The sequence below is a fragment of the Amycolatopsis sp. NPDC004378 genome, from assembly GCF_053602455.1.
Genome location: NZ_JBSGDR010000003.1, coordinates 658,535 through 674,761, shown reverse-complemented (window position 1 = coordinate 674,761; position 16,227 = coordinate 658,535). Strand labels below are relative to the sequence as shown.

General features: G+C 73.6%; 16 protein-coding genes. 3 read left to right on the top strand and 13 right to left on the bottom strand.

What is annotated here, in order from left to right; translation table 11 throughout:
- Positions 1 to 23: 23 nt before the first annotated feature.
- Together ACWEN0_RS14725 and ACWEN0_RS14720 are read right to left on the bottom strand one after the other, a co-directional pair.
- Positions 24 to 1,628 (bottom strand): amidohydrolase, encoded by a 1,605-nt coding sequence (locus ACWEN0_RS14725; protein ID WP_451973196.1) that lies wholly within the window; start codon positions 1,626 to 1,628, stop codon positions 24 to 26.
- On the bottom strand, positions 1,628 to 2,362 hold the full coding sequence (locus ACWEN0_RS14720; protein WP_451973194.1) for a MoaF C-terminal domain-containing protein: 735 nt from the start codon (positions 2,360 to 2,362) through the stop codon (positions 1,628 to 1,630). Before ACWEN0_RS14720 ends, ACWEN0_RS14725 begins: the two co-directional genes overlap by 1 nt.
- A gap of 112 nt (positions 2,363 to 2,474) precedes the next feature.
- On the opposite strand from ACWEN0_RS14720, the gene ACWEN0_RS14715 reads away from it, so the two are divergent.
- Positions 2,475 to 3,173: an SDR family NAD(P)-dependent oxidoreductase gene (locus ACWEN0_RS14715; RefSeq protein WP_451973192.1), complete on the top strand. Its 699-nt coding sequence runs from the start codon at positions 2,475 to 2,477 to the stop codon at positions 3,171 to 3,173.
- A 12-nt stretch (positions 3,174 to 3,185) separates the two neighbouring features.
- Positions 3,186 to 3,977, top strand: a complete 792-nt coding sequence (locus tag ACWEN0_RS14710; protein WP_451973190.1) for an SDR family NAD(P)-dependent oxidoreductase — start codon at positions 3,186 to 3,188, stop codon at positions 3,975 to 3,977.
- 1 nt (position 3,978) lies between these two features.
- On the opposite strand, the gene ACWEN0_RS14705 is transcribed toward ACWEN0_RS14710, so the two are convergent.
- The 10 genes from ACWEN0_RS14705 to ACWEN0_RS14660 form a co-directional block, all read right to left on the bottom strand.
- Entirely contained in the window at positions 3,979 to 4,671 is a 693-nt protein-coding gene (locus tag ACWEN0_RS14705) for an ABC transporter ATP-binding protein (protein ID WP_451973188.1), read from the bottom strand.
- Positions 4,668 to 6,362, bottom strand: coding sequence for a branched-chain amino acid ABC transporter ATP-binding protein/permease (locus ACWEN0_RS14700; protein ID WP_451973186.1), 1,695 nt, complete (start codon positions 6,360 to 6,362; stop codon positions 4,668 to 4,670). Before ACWEN0_RS14700 ends, ACWEN0_RS14705 begins: the two co-directional genes overlap by 4 nt.
- Positions 6,349 to 7,209: a branched-chain amino acid ABC transporter permease gene (locus ACWEN0_RS14695; RefSeq protein ID WP_451973184.1), complete on the bottom strand. Its 861-nt coding sequence runs from the start codon at positions 7,207 to 7,209 to the stop codon at positions 6,349 to 6,351. The genes ACWEN0_RS14700 and ACWEN0_RS14695 overlap by 14 nt, the downstream gene beginning before the upstream one ends.
- Before the next feature lie 10 nt (positions 7,210 to 7,219).
- Positions 7,220 to 8,389, bottom strand: coding sequence for an ABC transporter substrate-binding protein (locus ACWEN0_RS14690; RefSeq protein WP_451973182.1), 1,170 nt, complete (start codon positions 8,387 to 8,389; stop codon positions 7,220 to 7,222).
- A complete protein-coding gene (locus ACWEN0_RS14685) occupies positions 8,386 to 8,781 on the bottom strand; it encodes a nuclear transport factor 2 family protein (RefSeq protein WP_451973180.1) in 396 nt (131 codons plus the stop codon). The genes ACWEN0_RS14690 and ACWEN0_RS14685 overlap by 4 nt, the downstream gene beginning before the upstream one ends.
- Before the next feature lie 11 nt (positions 8,782 to 8,792).
- Entirely contained in the window at positions 8,793 to 9,554 is a 762-nt protein-coding gene (locus ACWEN0_RS14680; protein ID WP_451973178.1) for a MoaF C-terminal domain-containing protein, read from the bottom strand.
- Positions 9,555 to 9,611: 57 nt separating this feature from the next.
- Complete coding sequence (locus tag ACWEN0_RS14675) at positions 9,612 to 10,550, bottom strand: AraC-like ligand-binding domain-containing protein (protein WP_451973176.1); 939 nt, start codon at positions 10,548 to 10,550, stop codon at positions 9,612 to 9,614.
- 254 nt (positions 10,551 to 10,804) lie between these two features.
- Positions 10,805 to 11,497 carry a glycosyltransferase gene (locus ACWEN0_RS14670; RefSeq protein ID WP_451973174.1) on the bottom strand — a complete coding sequence of 231 codons (693 nt, stop codon included), beginning with the start codon at positions 11,495 to 11,497 and terminating at the stop codon, positions 10,805 to 10,807.
- Entirely contained in the window at positions 11,494 to 12,777 is a 1,284-nt protein-coding gene (locus ACWEN0_RS14665) for a bifunctional PIG-L family deacetylase/class I SAM-dependent methyltransferase (protein WP_451973172.1), read from the bottom strand. The genes ACWEN0_RS14670 and ACWEN0_RS14665 overlap by 4 nt, the downstream gene beginning before the upstream one ends.
- Positions 12,774 to 13,718, bottom strand: a complete 945-nt coding sequence (locus ACWEN0_RS14660) for an acyl-CoA dehydrogenase family protein (RefSeq protein ID WP_451973170.1) — start codon at positions 13,716 to 13,718, stop codon at positions 12,774 to 12,776. The genes ACWEN0_RS14665 and ACWEN0_RS14660 overlap by 4 nt, the downstream gene beginning before the upstream one ends.
- Before the next feature lie 73 nt (positions 13,719 to 13,791).
- Between ACWEN0_RS14660 and ACWEN0_RS14655 the strand changes: the two genes are divergently transcribed.
- Positions 13,792 to 14,763, top strand: coding sequence for a magnesium transporter CorA family protein (locus ACWEN0_RS14655; RefSeq protein WP_451973168.1), 972 nt, complete (start codon positions 13,792 to 13,794; stop codon positions 14,761 to 14,763).
- 1 nt (position 14,764) lies between these two features.
- Here the strand turns inward: ACWEN0_RS14655 and ACWEN0_RS14650 are convergent, their stop codons facing one another.
- The gene (locus ACWEN0_RS14650) at positions 14,765 to 15,928 is read right to left on the bottom strand and encodes an NAD(P)/FAD-dependent oxidoreductase (protein ID WP_451973166.1); all 1,164 of its coding nucleotides are present in this window, start codon (positions 15,926 to 15,928) and stop codon (positions 14,765 to 14,767) included.
- Positions 15,929 to 16,227 lie beyond the last annotated feature (299 nt).

Here is a 16,227-nt window from a genome sequence, read left to right as displayed (position 1 = left end):
CTACCCGCGGGTACCGCGCCGGGCTAGCGTTCGAACACGCGCCGTCCCGCGAACCACGTCTCGGCCACCCGTGTCCCGGCCACCTCCGCGGTCTTGAACGGATCCCGGTCCAGCACGACGAAGTCCGCCGAACGCCCGGGGGTCAGCGCCCCGGTGACGTCGTCGAGACCGCAGGCACGGGCCCCGCCCAGGGTGAACACCTCGATCGCCTCGGCCAGCGAGATCGCCTGCTCCGGCCACAGCGCACCCGGCCGGCGGCCGTGCGGGTCCTGGCGCGTGACCAGGCCCGCGATGCCCTCCCAGGCGTTGGGGGACTCGCTGACCGGCCAGTCCGACCCGCCCGCGACCAGCGCGCCGGTGTCCAGCAGCGTGCGGTTCGGCTGCATCCGCGACGCGCGCCCGGCCGGCAGCACGTCCGCGATCGCCTCCGGGATCACGCCGGGCACCCACAGGAACGGGGAGATGTCGGCCGCGACGCCCAGTTCGGCGAACCGCGGCAGGTCGTCCGGGTGCACGAACTGGCCGTGCGCCACCTGGAACCGCGTGCCGGCGTAGCCCGCGGCCCGGACCGCCGACACGGCGTCGAGGAACTGGCGCACGGACGCGTCGCCGGTGCAGTGCACCTTCGCCGAGAAGCCCGCCGACGCTGCCTTCAGCAGCCAGTCCGTCAGCTCCTCAGGCGGCATCGTCGTCGTGCCGTGGTGGTGGCCTCCGTGGACGTCGTCGGGCAGGTACGGCTCGAGGAACGCCGCCGTGCGCGTCGGCGGGACGCCGTCGAGGAAGATCTTCACGAAGTCGGGCCGGTGGTGCGGGGTGCGGTAGCTCCCGGCCACCTCCAGCAGCGGCGCGCCGACCGGGTCGAAGCCGAAGATCGGGTCGTTGACCAGCAGCGACGACACCACCCAGGCGGCCAGCTCGCCCGCGTCGTCGAGGGACTTCAGCGCGCCGAGGATGTCCGTGGAGACCCCGGCGTCCTGGAACGCCGTGACGCCGTAGCCGTGCAGGATCTCGATCGCGCGTTGCGACGCGCGCCGGTGCTGGTCCGCGGTGAGGGTGCCGGTCACCCGCTCGACGGCCACTCCCGCGGCTTCGAGGAGCAGGCCGCTGGGTTCGTCGCCGTCGCGGACGATCACGCCACCGGCCGGGTCCGGCGTGGCCCCGGTGATCCCGGCCAGTTCGAGGGCGCGGCTGCTCACCCAGCGGTTGTGGCGGCTGTCGTCGGCCAGCGAGACCGGGCGCCCGCCCGCCGCGTCGTCGAGGGCGCGCCGAGCAGCGGACGTCGACAGCTTCGAGACCAAAGTGGACGCCCAGGCGCCGCCGGTCAGCCACTCGTCCGGACCCAGCGACTGCGCGCGTGCCCGGACCAGGGCGAGGATCTCGTCGAAGCCCGCTTCGGCGCCGAAGGTGAGTTCGAACAGGTCCGCCCGGCCCGCCATCGCGTGGTGGTTGTGCACGTCGACCAGGCCGGGCATGACGAAAGCCCCGCCGAGGTCCCGGACCTCGGTGCCCGGGCCGGCGTCGTCCGGCGCGACGATCTTGCCGCCGGCGATGGCCAGCGAAGACGCCCACGGTCGCGCCGCGTCCACTGTGTACACCACGGCGTTGGTGAGGAGCAGGTCGGCGGCCATCAGCTCTCCGCGGGGTCGAGGCCGTCGGGGTGCACGGTCGTGCTCAGCAGGCGGCCGTGCGCGCCGAAGGTGAACTGCGTCGGGTGTTCGCCGGTGGCGTCGAGTCCGAAGAGGACGCCGTGCGAACGCAGGCTGCGCGCGGTGCGGTGGTCGGCGATCGTCACCGAGGCGCACGGGATGACCTTCTCCCGCCAGGCGAAGACGTGGATGCCCGGCCGGACCTGGTACACGGTGTTCTCGTCGGTGTCGGCCAGGCCGCGCTCCGGGCCGGCCAGGCACTGCCAGGTGTACCAGTGCGGGCTGAGGTAGACGTGCTCGTAGGCGTGCTCCTCGCTGTAGACCCACACCACGCGCCGGCCGATCAGGGCGGTGCTCGGCGCCATCGGCTCGCCGCGGACCTCGACGCCGTCGATCGTCGCCGGGCGGAACTCCTGGGTGACGCGCGGCGTGCCGGTGCCGCCGATCCGGGTGGTGACCACCAGGGCGCGGCCTTCGCGCAGGTCGAGCACCAGCGACCCGGTCTCGCGGTCGCCGGGAGGCAGCTGGACGTAGTACAGGCCGTCGTCGACGAGGAACGTTTCGCCGACGTTCCCGGTGAAGACGACGCCGTCGTCGTCGCGCAGGACGAACTGGCGGTCGTCCAGGTCGGCGGTCACGGGCGCCTTGTTCGCGTCGAAGCCGGGGGCGAGGCCGTCGAGGGGCAGCCAGGTCGAGGTGTCGGAGAGAGTGCTCACCCCGGTCAGTCTCGCGCGCCGCCGGGCCGCGGGGAACCGCTCGTGCGGGGGCGGACAACAAGGCTGCGCTCGACGCCAACCACCGGGACGCGCCCGCGGTGAGGATGGGCGCATGCGAACCGAACTGGCCGGGAAGGCGGTGCTGGTGACGGGCGGGGCGTCCGGGATCGGCCTGGCGTGCGTGCGGGCGTTCCGGGAGGAGGGCGCGCGGGTCGGGGTGATCGACCGGGCGCCCGGCGACGGCGTCGAGATCGCGGACGTCACCGACGAGCCAGCTCTGGCCACCGCCGTCGACACCATCGCCGGCCGGCTCGGCGGGCTCGACGTCGTCGTCGGGTGCGCCGGGATCTCCGGACCCGTCGGCAAGCCGCTCGCCGGGACCACCGCGGCCGAGGTGGCCGCGGTGCTCGCGGTCAACGTCACCGGGCAGTTCCTGCTGGTCAAGCACGCGCTGCCGCACCTTTCGGACGGCGGTTCGGTCGTGCTGCTCGGCAGCGACTCGGCGTTCACGGCCGCGCCCGGGATGGTGTCCTACTGCGCGTCGAAGGGTGCGGTCGTGGCCATGACGCGGGCGCTGGCCGTCGAGGTGCCGGGCGTCCGGGTCAACTGCGTCTGCCCGTCGGTCGTCGACACGCCGATGGCGCGCGGCGACCTGGGCGACGTCCTCGACGACCCCGCGTTCCCCGTGCAGCAGGCCGACGACGTCGCCCGGCAGGTGCTGTTCCTCGCGTCTCCCGCTTCCCGGCCGGTCAACGGCCAAGCCCTGCTGGCCGACTTCGGGATGTCGGCCCGCTCGGCGTTCCCCGCCTAGAAAGGATCCACAGTGGACACATCGGACACGGTCGTCGCGATCACCGGCGGCGGCACCGGCATCGGCGCCGCGGTCGCCCGCCGCTACCTGAGCGAAGGCGCGCAGGTCGTGGTGCTGGGACGGCGGCGCGAGCCCCTGGAGAAGGTGGCCGGCGCCCACGCCATCGTCTGCGACGCGAGCGTGCGCGAAGACGCCGAGCACGCCATCGCCGAGATCATCGGCCGCTACGGGCGGCTGGACGTCGTGGTCGCCAACGCCGGCGGGCACGGCCTGTCCTCGGTCGTCGACACCGGCGACGACGAGTGGGAGCTGGCCCTGCGCTCGAACCTGTCCAGTGCGTTCGTGTTCTGCCGGGCCGCGCTGCCGTCACTGGTCGGGACCGGCGGGCAGGTCGTCGTCGTGTCGTCGCTGGCCGGGCTGTTCGCCGGGCCGAACGTCGCCGGGTACACCGTCGCGAAGCACGCCCTGATCGGCCTGACCCGCTCGATCGCCCGCGACTTCGGCCCGCGCGGGGTCCGCGCGAACGCCGTCTGCCCGGGCTGGGTCCGCACGCCGATGGCGGACGGCGAGATGGACCAGTTCGCCGCGGCGGCCGGCTTCACGGGCGGCCACGACGAGGGCTACCGCCGCGTGACCGCCGAAGTCCCGTTGCGCCGCCCGGCCGAGCCCGAGGAGATCGCGGCGATCGTCCGGTTCCTCGGGTCGGCGGAGTCGTCGTACATCACCGGCGCGGTCCTGGTCGCCGACGGCGGCGCCCACGCCGTGGACCTGCCCACCCTGGCGTTCGAGCGCGCCGGCATGTGAGTCACGACCCGAGGTAAGCGGTGTGCAACGTCGCGGGGGAGTCCAGCAGGGTCCGGGCGTCCCCCGCGTACGTGACCCGGCCGGAGGAGACCACCAGGGCCTCCTGCGCCACCCCGAGCGCGGCCTGCGTGAACTGCTCCACCAGCAGGATCGCCGTGCCCTCGGCCGCGAACCGCGTCACCACCGGCAGCAGGCGGGTGAAGACCACCGGCGCCAGGCCCAGCGACATCTCGTCGATGAGCAGGAACGCCGGGCGCGCCGCGAAGGCGCGGGCCAGCACCACCATCTGCTGCTCGCCGCCGGACAGCAGCGCCGCGGGGGAGTCGCGGCGCTTGTCCAGCTCGGGGAACAGTTCCAGCACGGCGTCGAGCCCGGCCGGGGTCCGCGCGGTGAGGCGGAGGTTCTCCAGCACGGTCAGGCCGGGGAACACCGCCCGGCCCTGCTCGATGTGCGCCAGCCCGAGCCGCGCCCGCGCCACCCGCGACTGCCGCGTGACGTCGACGTCGCCCAGGTGGACGCGGCCGGAAGCACACGGCACCACCCCCGACACCGCCTCGAGCAGGCTGGTCTTCCCGGCGCCGTTCGGCCCGACCAGCGCCGTGATGCGGCCGGGCTCGAGGGTCAGGGAGACGTCGCGGATCACGGGGCCGGCGCCGCGTTTCACCGTCAGGCCGTCGACTCGCAACGCGTTCACAGCAGCTCCGTTTCACCCATGTACGCCTTGAGGACGGCCGGGTCGGCCAGCACGTCCGCCTGCGGCCCGCCGGCCAGCACTTCGCCGAAGTCGAGGACCGTCAGCCGGTCGCACACCGACCGGACGAGGTCGAGGTCGTGCTCGATGAGCAGCACCGACACGCCGAACCGCGCGGGGACCTGACGCAGCCGCCGCCCGAACGCCACGTGCTCCTCGTGTGGCTGCCCGGCCGCCGGCTCGTCGAGCAGCAGCACCCGCGGCCGCGCCAGCAGGTGCCCGACGACCTCGACGAGCCGCCGCGCCCCGGCGTCGACCCGCGAAAGCGGCGTGCGCGGCGAGGGGCAGCCGAAGAACTCGAGCGCGTCGGCGACTTCGGTGCCGGAAAGCCGCCGTCGGGCCACGAACCGGACGTAGGCGCCGACCGTCAGGCCGGGCGGGACGCGGTCCTGCTGGAACGTCCGCCGCAGCCCGGCGCGGGCCCGCCGCGTCGGTGAGCCGGTCAGCGGACGGCCGTCGAGGGTCACGGTTCCGGTCGCCTGCGGGAGGAAGCCGCTGATGACGTCGACCAAGGTGGACTTCCCGGCACCGTTGGGCCCGATGACGCCCAGTACGCCGTGTTCCGGTACCGAGATGTCCACTTCGGACAAGGCGCGGACGTGTCCGAAGGAGACGCTCAGCCCGCGGACCTCCAGCACGGGGTCGCCGGGCGGCAGGGGCTCGACCTCGGAGACTTCCGTGAGCCCGAGGCCGGCCGGCACGCGAGAGCGGTACCGGAGGTTCCGGACGGCCGTGCCGAGGTTGCCGCGGCCGGCGAGGGCCTGGATGCCGAGGACACCGAAGATCACGAACCCCCAGTCCTGCGGCACGCCCCAGCGTTTCAGCAGTTCGGGTACCGCGACCCAGAGGAGGGCGCCGAACACCGCCATGTCGATCAGGTGCGCGCCGGACATGATCGCCAGGACGTACAGCGCGAGCGACTGGATCGCGGTGAAGCTGGCCGGGAACGCCAGCCCGACCTGCCCGGTGAGCAGGCCGCCGCTGATCCCGCCGAGCGCGGCGCTGACCGCGAACGCCGTCAGCTTCGACGTCCGCACGCCCGCGCCGACGGCCGCCGTGCCGCGCTCGGAGAACGCGACGAGGTGCCAGCTGCTGCCCCAGCGCCCGCGGCGCAGGAAGTGCACGACCAGCCCGCAGGCCACGAGCACCAGCACCGCGAACAGGAAGTACGACCGGTCGTCGGAGAACGCCTCCGGCCGCTCGACCGGCAGCCCGTCGGTCGCGCCGGGGAACTGGATCTGGACCAGCGTCAGGTCGGCGGCCGCGGCGAGCCCGAGCGTGACGACGGCCAGCGTGATCCCGCGCAGCCGCAGCGCGGGCAGCCCGACGAGCACCCCGGCGGCGGCCGCGGCCAGGCCGCCGAGCAGCAGCCACCCGACGAACCCGCCGGGCACGCCCGCGACGTTGCACGCCGAGACGACGAACGCGCCCACCGCGCCGAACGTCAGCTGGCACAGGGAGATCATCCCGGCGGTGCCGGTCACGACGCCGAGCCCGAGCAGGGCGATGGCCGCGACGACCGCGCTCACCCCGAGGTAGACGAAGTACCCGGCGAGCCCGACGCTCAGCGCGTAGCCGATCCCCACGGCCACGGCCGCGACGGCGAACGGCAGGAACCGCTCAGCGAGCCGCATCCCACACCTCCTTGCGCTGCGTCCAGAGCAGCAGCGCGACGATGACCAAGAACGGCAGGAAGTAGCGCAGCACGGACAGCCGGTCGGACTGCGCGACCGCACCCTGCGCCATCCCGAGCACCAGCCCGCCCACCACCGCGAGATCGAGCCGCCGGAAGCTCCCGAGCAGCGCGGCCGCGGCGGCCGGCACCACGAGCATCGCCAGCGACGTCGGGTCGTTCGACTGCGACGGCGCCACGATCGAGACCGCGAGCGTCGCGATCACCCCGGTCGCCGTCCAGACGCCGACCGAGAGCGGCCGGGCGGGGATGCCCAGCAGCTCCGCCGTCGTCGGCCGCTCCGACAGGGCCCGCAGCCGGACGCCGAGCGTCGTGCGCGCCAGCACCACCCGGCAGCCGAGAGCCACCAGGACCGCCAGCACGACCGTCACCACGGTGACCTGGCTGACCACCACACCGCCGGCCGTGAACGCCGGCCCGGCCAGCAGCGGGTGGAACGGCTGCGGCTTGGTGCCGAACAGGATGAACGCGAGCGAGATCAGCAGCAGGAGCACCGCGACCGTGACCGCCGAGCGCGTCCCGGTGTCCGCCTCGGCGAGCCACGTCGACACGATCCAGCCCAGCACGGCGCTCAGCGCGCCGCCGAGCACGATCCCGGCCACCGTCGCCAGCCCTTCGGGAAGTCCCCAGTGGACGGCGAGGAACACCGCGACGTAGCAGCCGAACATCCCGGTGGCGGACTGCGCGAAGTTGACCACGCGCACCAGGCGCGACATCAGCGTCAGGCACACCGCGAGCACCGCGTAGAGGCCGCCGGCGGCGAGACCGGCCAGAGCGCCCTGCAGCATGAACGTCCTCCTACCGCTTCGGGATCCGGAGCCAGTCCTGCCCGGCCAGCTCCCACTTGTTCGTGCCGGTGGCCAGCTTGATCGGCCAGCCCGCGGTGTTGTCGTGGTGCGTCTGCGCCGGCCCGAACACGTACGGCGTCCCGACCATCGGGTCGCTGACCGGCTTCATCTCGCGCAGGGCCTTGGTGACCGACTCGCGGGTGATGTCGCCTTTGATCCCGCGCACGACGTCGAGGAAGTACTTCGCCGCCAGATAACCGCCCTGGCTGAAGGACGTCAGCGGGATGCCGTTCTTCGTCATCAGGTCGCGCCAGTCCTTCGTCTGCGGGCTGCCGGCGTCGGTGAACGGGTAGAACTCGGCGGGCACGTACACGCCGGCGCCCGCGTTCGAGATCGCCTTGGCGTAGTTCTCGCTGTAGACGCTGGTCAGCAGCAGCCACGTGACGTCGTTCCAGCCCTGCGCCTGCGCGGCCTTGAGCTGGCCGATCGAGTCGGGCTCGACCGGGTTGACGGTGATCGCCCGGCAGCCCGCGGCCCGCGCCTTGACGATGTACGAGGTGTAGTCCGACCCTCCGTAGGGGACGGTCGCGTCGACGTACTTCAGCTTCTTGCCGGTGATCTTCGTCCACTCGTCGATCGCGGCCTGGTACGCCGGGAGCGTGTTGCCCGCGATCTCCAGCAGCGCGCAGATGTTGTCGAGCTTCAGCGTCTCCGAGCCGTAGAGCAGCGTGAGCGTCATGTCGTGGAACGGGCCGACGTTGACCGGCGCGATGTTCGGGCTCGAGAAGCACGCCGGGTCGACGCCGATGCCCTGCACCGAGAGGATCTTCTGCTGCTCGTAGTACTTCGCGTTGATCTCGCACTCGATGAGGCTCGACGACCCGACGAGCGCGACGGCGCCGTCCCCGCCGACGACCTCGCGGGCGGCCGCGGCGGCGGCCGCCGGGTCACCCTTGTCGTCGATCGCCTTGTACTCGATCTGCCGCCCGTTGACGCCACCGGCGGCGTTGGCCGCGTCGAACACGGCCTTCGCCGCCCGCGAGGCCTCGGGGAAGGTGGCCGCGCCGCTCAGCGCGTTGACCGACCCGACGACGACCGGGCCGGAGCCGCCGGCTTCGGACCCGGCGCAGCCGGCGACGGCCAGCAGGGCGACCGCCAGGGTGGGAAGGATCTTTCTCATGACTGCTCCCGGGCCGCGGCCACGACGGGCGCGGAGTCGACGATCTGCTCGAACGAGGTGACCTGGCCGCCCTCGAAGCGCCACAGGTGCGCGACGCGGGCGGTGAAGGACCGGCCGGTCCGGACGTGGGTGCCGGTGTAGGTGCCGACGCCGACCACCGTGTCGCCGGCGTCGAGGAGGTCGGCGAGGGTGAAGGTGTAGCCGTCCCAGTCCCGGCCGATCGCCTCGAAGACGTGCTCCCGGACTTCGCCGGGGCCGGTGTACGTGCCGGCGTAGGGGAAGCCCGCGGCCTCGGTCCAGGTCGTCTTCGGGCCGAGCGGGGCGAGCATGCCGGGCAGGTCGCCCCGGTCGCTGGCGGCGTAGTGCGCGCGGATGACGTCCACATTGGACACGTGCGGCTCCTTCAGACGGGCTGGGCGTCGGGGTAGGCCACCGAGCCCAGCGGGTAGATGTGCCCGCCGGCGCGGGAGTGCTCCGACCGGCCGTCGCCGGTCAGGCCGAGGAAGACGCCGGTGGTGCGCAGCGCGTAGCCGAGGTCGTGCAGCCACACGCTCGCGACGGCGATGCGGAACTCGCGGAAGCAGAACAGGTACAGGCCGTCGGCGAACTTCCAGACCGTCGAGAGGTCCATGTCGCCGTGCCCGCGCTGCACGCCTTCGAGGCACTGCCAGGCGTAGCGCTCCGACGAGATGTAGACGTGCTCGTAGAGGTGTTCGGGGCTGTAGCGGTAGACGTTCCGCTTGCCGATCAGGTCGCGCGAGGGCCCGGGCGCGACGCCGGTGGGGGTGCCGCCGTCCGTGACACCGGACTGGAAGCTCTGGGACACCCGGGGAACGACGTCCTCCGCGCCGATCACCGAGCGGACGGCGAGCGCGCGATGGGTCGTCGTCGAGTAGACGACGGTGAGCGCCTCGCCGTCGACGCTGGTGAGCGGCAGGTTCACGAAGAACACGTCGTCACGCACGGCGACCGCGTCGTACGGGTCTTCGACGCCGTTGCAGACGACCTGTCCGGCGTCCTTGAAGCTCAGTGCGAGGACTTCGCCGTCGTCGAGGGTGAGCGTGACGTCGCGGCCGGTGAGGTCGGCGTCCGGCAGGCGGTAGGTGGCGATCCCGGCGGCGAACTCGTCGTAGGTGCGCCAGCCGTCGGTGGGGGCTTCGGGCATGGCGTCATCGTCGGGCCCGCCCGGCGGCGAGGCGAGCGGTCACGCGCTGCGGGGCAACTACCGGACGCTGACGGTCAACTCGCGGCGCAGCTCGCTCGGCGCCCGGCCGAACGCGCTCTTGAACACCCGGCTGAAGTGCGCGGCGTCGACGAACCCCCAGCGCGCGGCGATGGCCGCGACCGGGCGGCCGGCGTGCACCGGGTCGAGCAGGTCCCGGCGGCAGTGCTCGAGCCGCCGGGTGCGGATCCACCCCGCGACCGTGGTGCCCTGCTCCTGGAACAGCCCGTGCAGGTGCCGCGTGGAGATGAAGTGCTCGGCCGCGATGCGCGCCGGGGTGAGGTCGGCCGAGTGCAGGTTGGCGTCGATGTGCGCGCGGATCCGGCGCATCAGCTCGTGGTGCGGGTCGTCGTGGGCCAGGTCCAGTTCGGTGGCGACGAGCGTCGAGAGCAGGTCGACGGCGCTGTGCGCGAGCCGCGCGCCCGCCGGGCCGGCCAGCTGCTCGAGGTTGCCGCCGAGCTGGGCGAGGAAGGGCACGACGACGTTGCCGACGCCTTCCTTGCCCGACATGCGCACCGCGGTCAGCCGCCCGACGAGGTCGGCGGGCAGGTCGATCAGCCGCTGCGGGAACATCACCACGAGCGTGCGGAAGTCCTCTTCGAAGACCAGCGAGTACGGCCGGTGCGTGTCGTAGAGGGCGACGTCGCCGGGGCGCAGCACGGCCTGGCGGTCGTCCTGCACGAGCAGCCCGGTGCCGGCCAGGATCAGGCTCAGCTTGTAGTAGCGCCGTTCGCCGCGCGCGATCAGCTCGGGCGTGCGCTCGACGACGTGCGGCGACGCGGTGACCTCGGAGACCTGGACCTCGTCGGCGGCCGACGAGCGGATCCGGCCGCGGAAGCCGTCACCGCCCGCCGTGACGTGCAGCGGGACGAACGACTGCGAGACAGCGGTGCGGAACTCGGTGAAGTCGCGGGCGATGAGGGTCGTGGGGGCGGACACGGGGTCACCTCGCAGCGTCGGGAGGGGAGCAGTGTCGTATACGATAAGCGATACGATCTTCGGCGACAACGCTCCTGGTGGCGGAGAAGTGCGGCTCAACGGCCAGGCGATCGGCGCGGTCGAACGCGGCGGCCGCCGGGACCCGCACCGCGACGCGCTCGACCGGCTCGCCGTACGTCGGCCTGCTGGGCTTGGCCGACCGGGCCCGGGGTACGGCGGAGACAACCCCTGCTACGACCTCCACGACCGGCCGGTCAGGCGACCGAGTCCGTCTCCTCCGCCAGGCGTCGCAACAGGGCCGCGAGGCCGTCGGGGGCGCGGCCGTCCAGCCGGGCGCTCGTCACCACCGGGGCCGCGGGCTCGAAGCAGCGCCGGAAGCCCGCCCGGCCCAGGCGGCGCCACAGGTCGTGGTCCTCGCCGGTCGCGCACCGGCCGAAGCCGCCCACCGCGTCGAAGGCGTCCGCGCGCACGCCCAGGTTCGCGCCGTAGACCGAGCCCGGGGCCTGGTCGAGCAAGCGGTCGTACCGCCGCAACGCCTGTTCCGACTCGCTGAACGGGGCCGAGAGCTCGGCCGTCCCGGCGATCGCGTGGTACCCCTGCCGCGCCCGGGCCAGGTGCACCAGCGCCCACCCCGGCGTCACGCACGTGTCGGCGTCCGTGCTCAGCAGCAGGGTTTCCGCCGCCGGCGAGCCCAGCCGCTCGCGCACCCGGGCGATGCCGAGGTCGCGCACCTCGCCGATCGTGCGCGCGGCTTCGGACACCACCACGTCCGACGCGGCCCGGGCGATCGCGGCGGTCGAGTCCCGGCACCGGTCGGCGACCACGCAGACCGCGTGGGCGATCCCGGCGGGCAGCCGGTGCAGGGCTTCCCCGAGCGCGTGCAGGCAGGCGCCGATCAACTCCGCCTCGTCCCGCGCGGGGACGACGACGCCGACCGCGCCGATCACCGGCGCCTCAGCACGTGCAGGAGGAACTGCTCGTCGGTGTGCTCGACCAGGGGCTCGAACGCGGGGTGCGCGAGCAACCGGGCGTGCGCGTCCCGGCCGTCTCGCGGTGCTTCGGGCGCCCACGGCAGCCAGTGCACCGCGAGCAGGTGGCCGCCGGGCCGCAGTGCCGCGACCGACGCCTCGACCGTCTCGTCGAGCGTGCGATCGTCCAGGTAGTACAGGAGTTCGCCGTACACCAGCAGATCGGCGGGACCGGACGGCAGCGCGCCGGGCACCGCTCCGATGTGGACGTCCACATGGGACAGATCGGCGACGGCGGCGCGGGCCCGCTCGGCCGCGGCGGGCACCGGGTCGAACGCGATCAGCCGCCCGGCCCGGCCCGCGAGGTCGCGCGTGAGCACGCCGACGCCGCAGCCCGGCTCGACGACCGTGCCGTAGTGCTCGTCGGGCAGGCACGCCAGCACCATCGCGCGCTTGCGGCGCTCGTACCACTTCGTCCGCACCGACCACGGGTCTTCGGCGGCCGCGTACAGCTCGGCGAACCGGCTCACCGGCGCCGACTCCCGCGGCGGTTCGCGGAAGAACACCTCGGTGTCCCGGGCGAAGTGGGCCAGCACCTCGTCCGGCAGGATCGGGTCCTCGCCGCGCGGGCCCGGCTTGAGCTGTGAGGCGAACGCGGCGATGGCGCCGGCTTTGGCGTCGCGCTCCGCCGGACCGAGCCGGAGCGAGCGGGCCCGCGCCCACGGGATGGCGGGGTCGCCGGGCCGCAGCCGGTGCCACAGCCAGATCGGGTACGTCCAGCACTGCGTGGTCAGGGGCGCGGCGGCCAACGCGGCGCGCGCCGCCGCCTGGTGGTCCGGGTGCGGGTCGCCGGGCCAGGGCAGCAGGCACAGGTCGTGGCCGGTCGCGTGCGAGCGCACGGCACTGGTCAAGGCGTCGCCGTGCGCGGCGAGCCCGGAGTCCGGCAGGCCCAGCCACACCGGCTCGACGTCGGAAAGGCCCTGGGCCCGCAGGGATTCGCGCAGTTCGCGGCGGCGCGTGCGGCCCAGGTCGCGGCGTTCCGCGGCGTCCGCGGCCGGGAACGCCGCTTCGCCGTCGGTCGCCACCACCAGGGTCACCTCGGTGCCGGCCGCGTGCAGGCGCTGCAGGAGCCCGCTCGCCCCGAGCGTTTCGTCGTCCGGGTGCGCGGCGACGACCAGCGCGCGTTCGAACGGTTCCTCGGGCCAGGCCGGCAAGGCGGGCAGCGATGCCCACTCGGCTTCCGGGACGTACTCGGTCATACCGCGTCCAGGACAGTGCGGCCGAGCCCGGCGAGATCCCGCTCGGCGTGGTGCTGCCGGACGTACACCGGCAGGTCGGCGATCCGCTGGGCGAAGCGCCGGTCGCGGCACGCGGGCGTCGGCCCGGTCACCTTGAGCGCCCGCTCGAGCACTTCGACGGCGGTGCGTTCCGCCGCGGCCCGGCAGGTCCCGGCGACCAGGGCGTCGACCCCCGTCTCGGCGGCCCGGGCGAGCACGGCGTCGGCGGCGTTGAGCGCGGTGTGCATCGCGCCGGCGTGCGCGAGCTGGTGCTCGTCGGCGGAGTGCTCGCGCAGGTAGGCCAGCACGCCGTCGAAGACACCCGCGGCCCCGCCGAGCCAGACGGCCGCGACCCCGGCGCCGCCGAGCGCGAACCCGGGCCGGGTCACGTACCAGCCCGGCGGCCCGACGAGCGTGCCCGGCACGCCGTCGAACACGACGTCGCCGCTGTCGGAGGCGTCCATCCCGACGGCCTGCCACGCGTCCGGGTGCCGCCGGACGCGCGGGTCGGCGAGGTCCACCTCGACGAGCCGGTCACCGGCGGCCACCAGCGCGCGGTCCAGCAGGGAAAGCCCCGAGCAGAACCGGACCGTCCCGCGGACCGTGCCGCCTTCGAAGGCGGCACCGGTGCCGCCGGACTTCGCCGCCCACACGCCGTAGAGCGCGTCCGGGGCGGGGGAGTGGCCGGCCTCGGCGAGGATCGCGACGGCGTCCGTGTGCCCCTCGACGAGCCGGGCCAGGGTCAGGTCGCGGCGGCCGAAGGCGGCGAGGGCCGCCCAGCGGTCCGCCGTCCGCTCCCCGCCCGGCAGCGGCAGGTCGAGCCCGCCGGCCGCGAACAGCGACCGCAGCTCGGCACCGACCACGGCAGTGGTCCGGGGCGAGGGCAGGGGTTTCGGTGGCGTCTTCGCCAGGAGCGTCTCCACAAGATCGGTTTACCCGCTTCCCCGCCGGTTACGCGCGGGTGTGAACACCGCCTCGAGCGGGCATCCCCCCGGGATGACGAAAACCCGTGCCTACCGAGACGGCCGGCTGCAGAAGGAAGACTTCGCGGTCGCCGACGTCTCCGACTTCCTGGCCGAACCGGACACGGCCGTCTGGGTCGACCTGTGTGAACCGTCCGAAGCGGACCTCGCCGAGCTCGCCGACGAGCTGGGCCTGCACCGCCTCGCCGTGGAAGACGCCGTCCAAGAGCACCAGCGGCCCAAGCTGGACCGCTACGAAAGCCACGCGTTCTTGACGGCCTACGCGGTCCGGTTCGACCGGGCGAGCGGGGAGACCACCGCCTCCGAGCTGGCCGTGTTCGTGACACCGCGGGCCCTGGTGACGGTCCGCAAGGACGACGGCTTCCCGGTCGAAGCCGTCACGCAGCGCTGGGACCACGCCACCGACCTGGCGAAGTCCGGCGTGCCGTTCCTGCTGCACGGCCTGCTCGACTACGTCGTCGACGGGCACTTCGAGGCCGTCCAGGCCCTCGACGACGAGGTCGAGGACCTGGAGGACCTGGTGTTCGACGACCGCCCCGACACCTCGGAGCTGCAGCGCCGCTCCTTCCGGCTGCGCAAGAACCTGAGCAGGCTGCGCCGGGTCATCGCGCCCGTGCCCGACGTCGTCGCCTCCCTGATGCGGCCGGACCTGCGGCTGGCCGACGAGTTCACCCGCCCGTACTTCGAGGACGTCCGCGACCACGCGCGGCAGGCCGCCGAGCACGTCGAGGCGCTGCGGGACCGCCTCACCACGGTCCGCGAGACCCAGCTCAACCTGCAGAGCGACCGGCTGAACCTGATCATGAAGAAGGTCACCGGGTGGGCGGCGGTGATCGCGGTGCCCACCGCGGTGACCGGGTTCTACGGCCAGAACGTCCCGTACCCGGGCAACGGCACGCCGACCGGGTTCTGGGTGTCGACGATCGTGATGCTGGTGCTCTCGTTCGGGCTGTACGTGCTCTTCAAGAAGCGGGACTGGCTCTGAGTCAGCGGTCCGGGACGGGGTGGCCGCCGCGGATCAGCTCACGGCCGCGTTCGTAGTCCTCGTCGGCTTCGTGGGTCAGCACGCCGACCGTCGCACCGTCGCGTTCGTACCAGACCGTGAACGCCTCACCGTCGCGCGCGACCGGACGGGCGCGGTCGAAACCGTCGCCCCAGGCCGCGTACTTCAGGACGCGGTCGCCGATGACCGACCAGAATCCGGGGACCTCGGCCCAGGTGGCGTCTTCGCCCGCGGCGGTCCGGCCGGCGACCTCGCCCATCGCGAGGCCTTCGCCCCAGTGTTCGACCGCCAGGGCCCGGCCCGCCGCGGGGTTGTGGGCGAACGCGATGTCGCCCGCGGCGAGCACGCCGGGCGCACTCGTCCGCAGGTGCTCGTCCGTGCGGACGCGGCCGTTTTCGACGGCGAGGCCGGCCGATTCGGCCAGCCCGACCCGGGGCCGGATCCCGGTGGCGAGCACGACGAGCCCGGTGTCGAGCACCGGCACCAGATCCGTGCGGACGCGGTACCCGCCTTCGACCGACAGGAGTTTCGTGCCGCGCAGGACGCTCACGCCTTCGGATTTCAGCCAGTGCAGCAGGAATTCGCCCGCTTCCCGGCCCAAGCGCTTCTCCTGGGGCACCTCGTCCGGGCAGACGACCGTCACCTGGACACCGAGCCGCGACAGCGAAACGGCGGCTTCGCAGCCGATGAACCCCGCGCCGACGACGATCGCGCTCCGCACCCCGGTGGCGGCGGCGCGCAGGGCGCGGGAATCGGCGACCGAGCGGAGGGTGCGCACGTCCGGGTGGTCGGCGCCCGGGAGGTCGGGCCGGACGGGTTCGGCTCCGGTCGCCAGCACGCACTGCGTGAACGGGTGGACGGCGCCGGCGGCGGTGCGCACCCGGCCGCCGCTCAGTGCGACGACGGGGTCGCCGAGGGCGAGGGTGACGTCGTTGTCGGCGAAGAAGTCTTTGTCCAGCAGGGAGATGTCGTCCTCGCCGGCCTCGCCGCGCAGGAACTCCTTGGACAGCGGCGGGCGTTCGTAGGGCGGGTCGGGGTCGGCGGTGAGCAGCCGGACCTGTCCCGCGCCACCCGCTTCGCGGTAGGCGCGCACGGCCGACACGCCGGCCGGTCCGCTGCCGACGACAACCAGGGTTTCGGCATCCATGGCCCTCGCGTACCCGCCGGAACGGCGCGGTACACGCCGGGCGGCCGAGCGGTCCACAGTGGATCGTCCATTGTGGACGCTTTTTGGGTACGACGAAAGCCGGTGACGCCGTCGAGCGCACGTCACCGCTGGCCGAGACCGCGTTCAGCCGAACGGGGCAACGCGGCCGGATGGCCTGACAGGGAAGGAAAGACTCGCGAGCACCGCCTGGAGTACGCGCGCGGACACGGGCGCGGCTGGTTGCTCAACCGTTGCCGCTCAGGATAGTGCAGCTGCACTATGCTGAACCACCCGGTGTG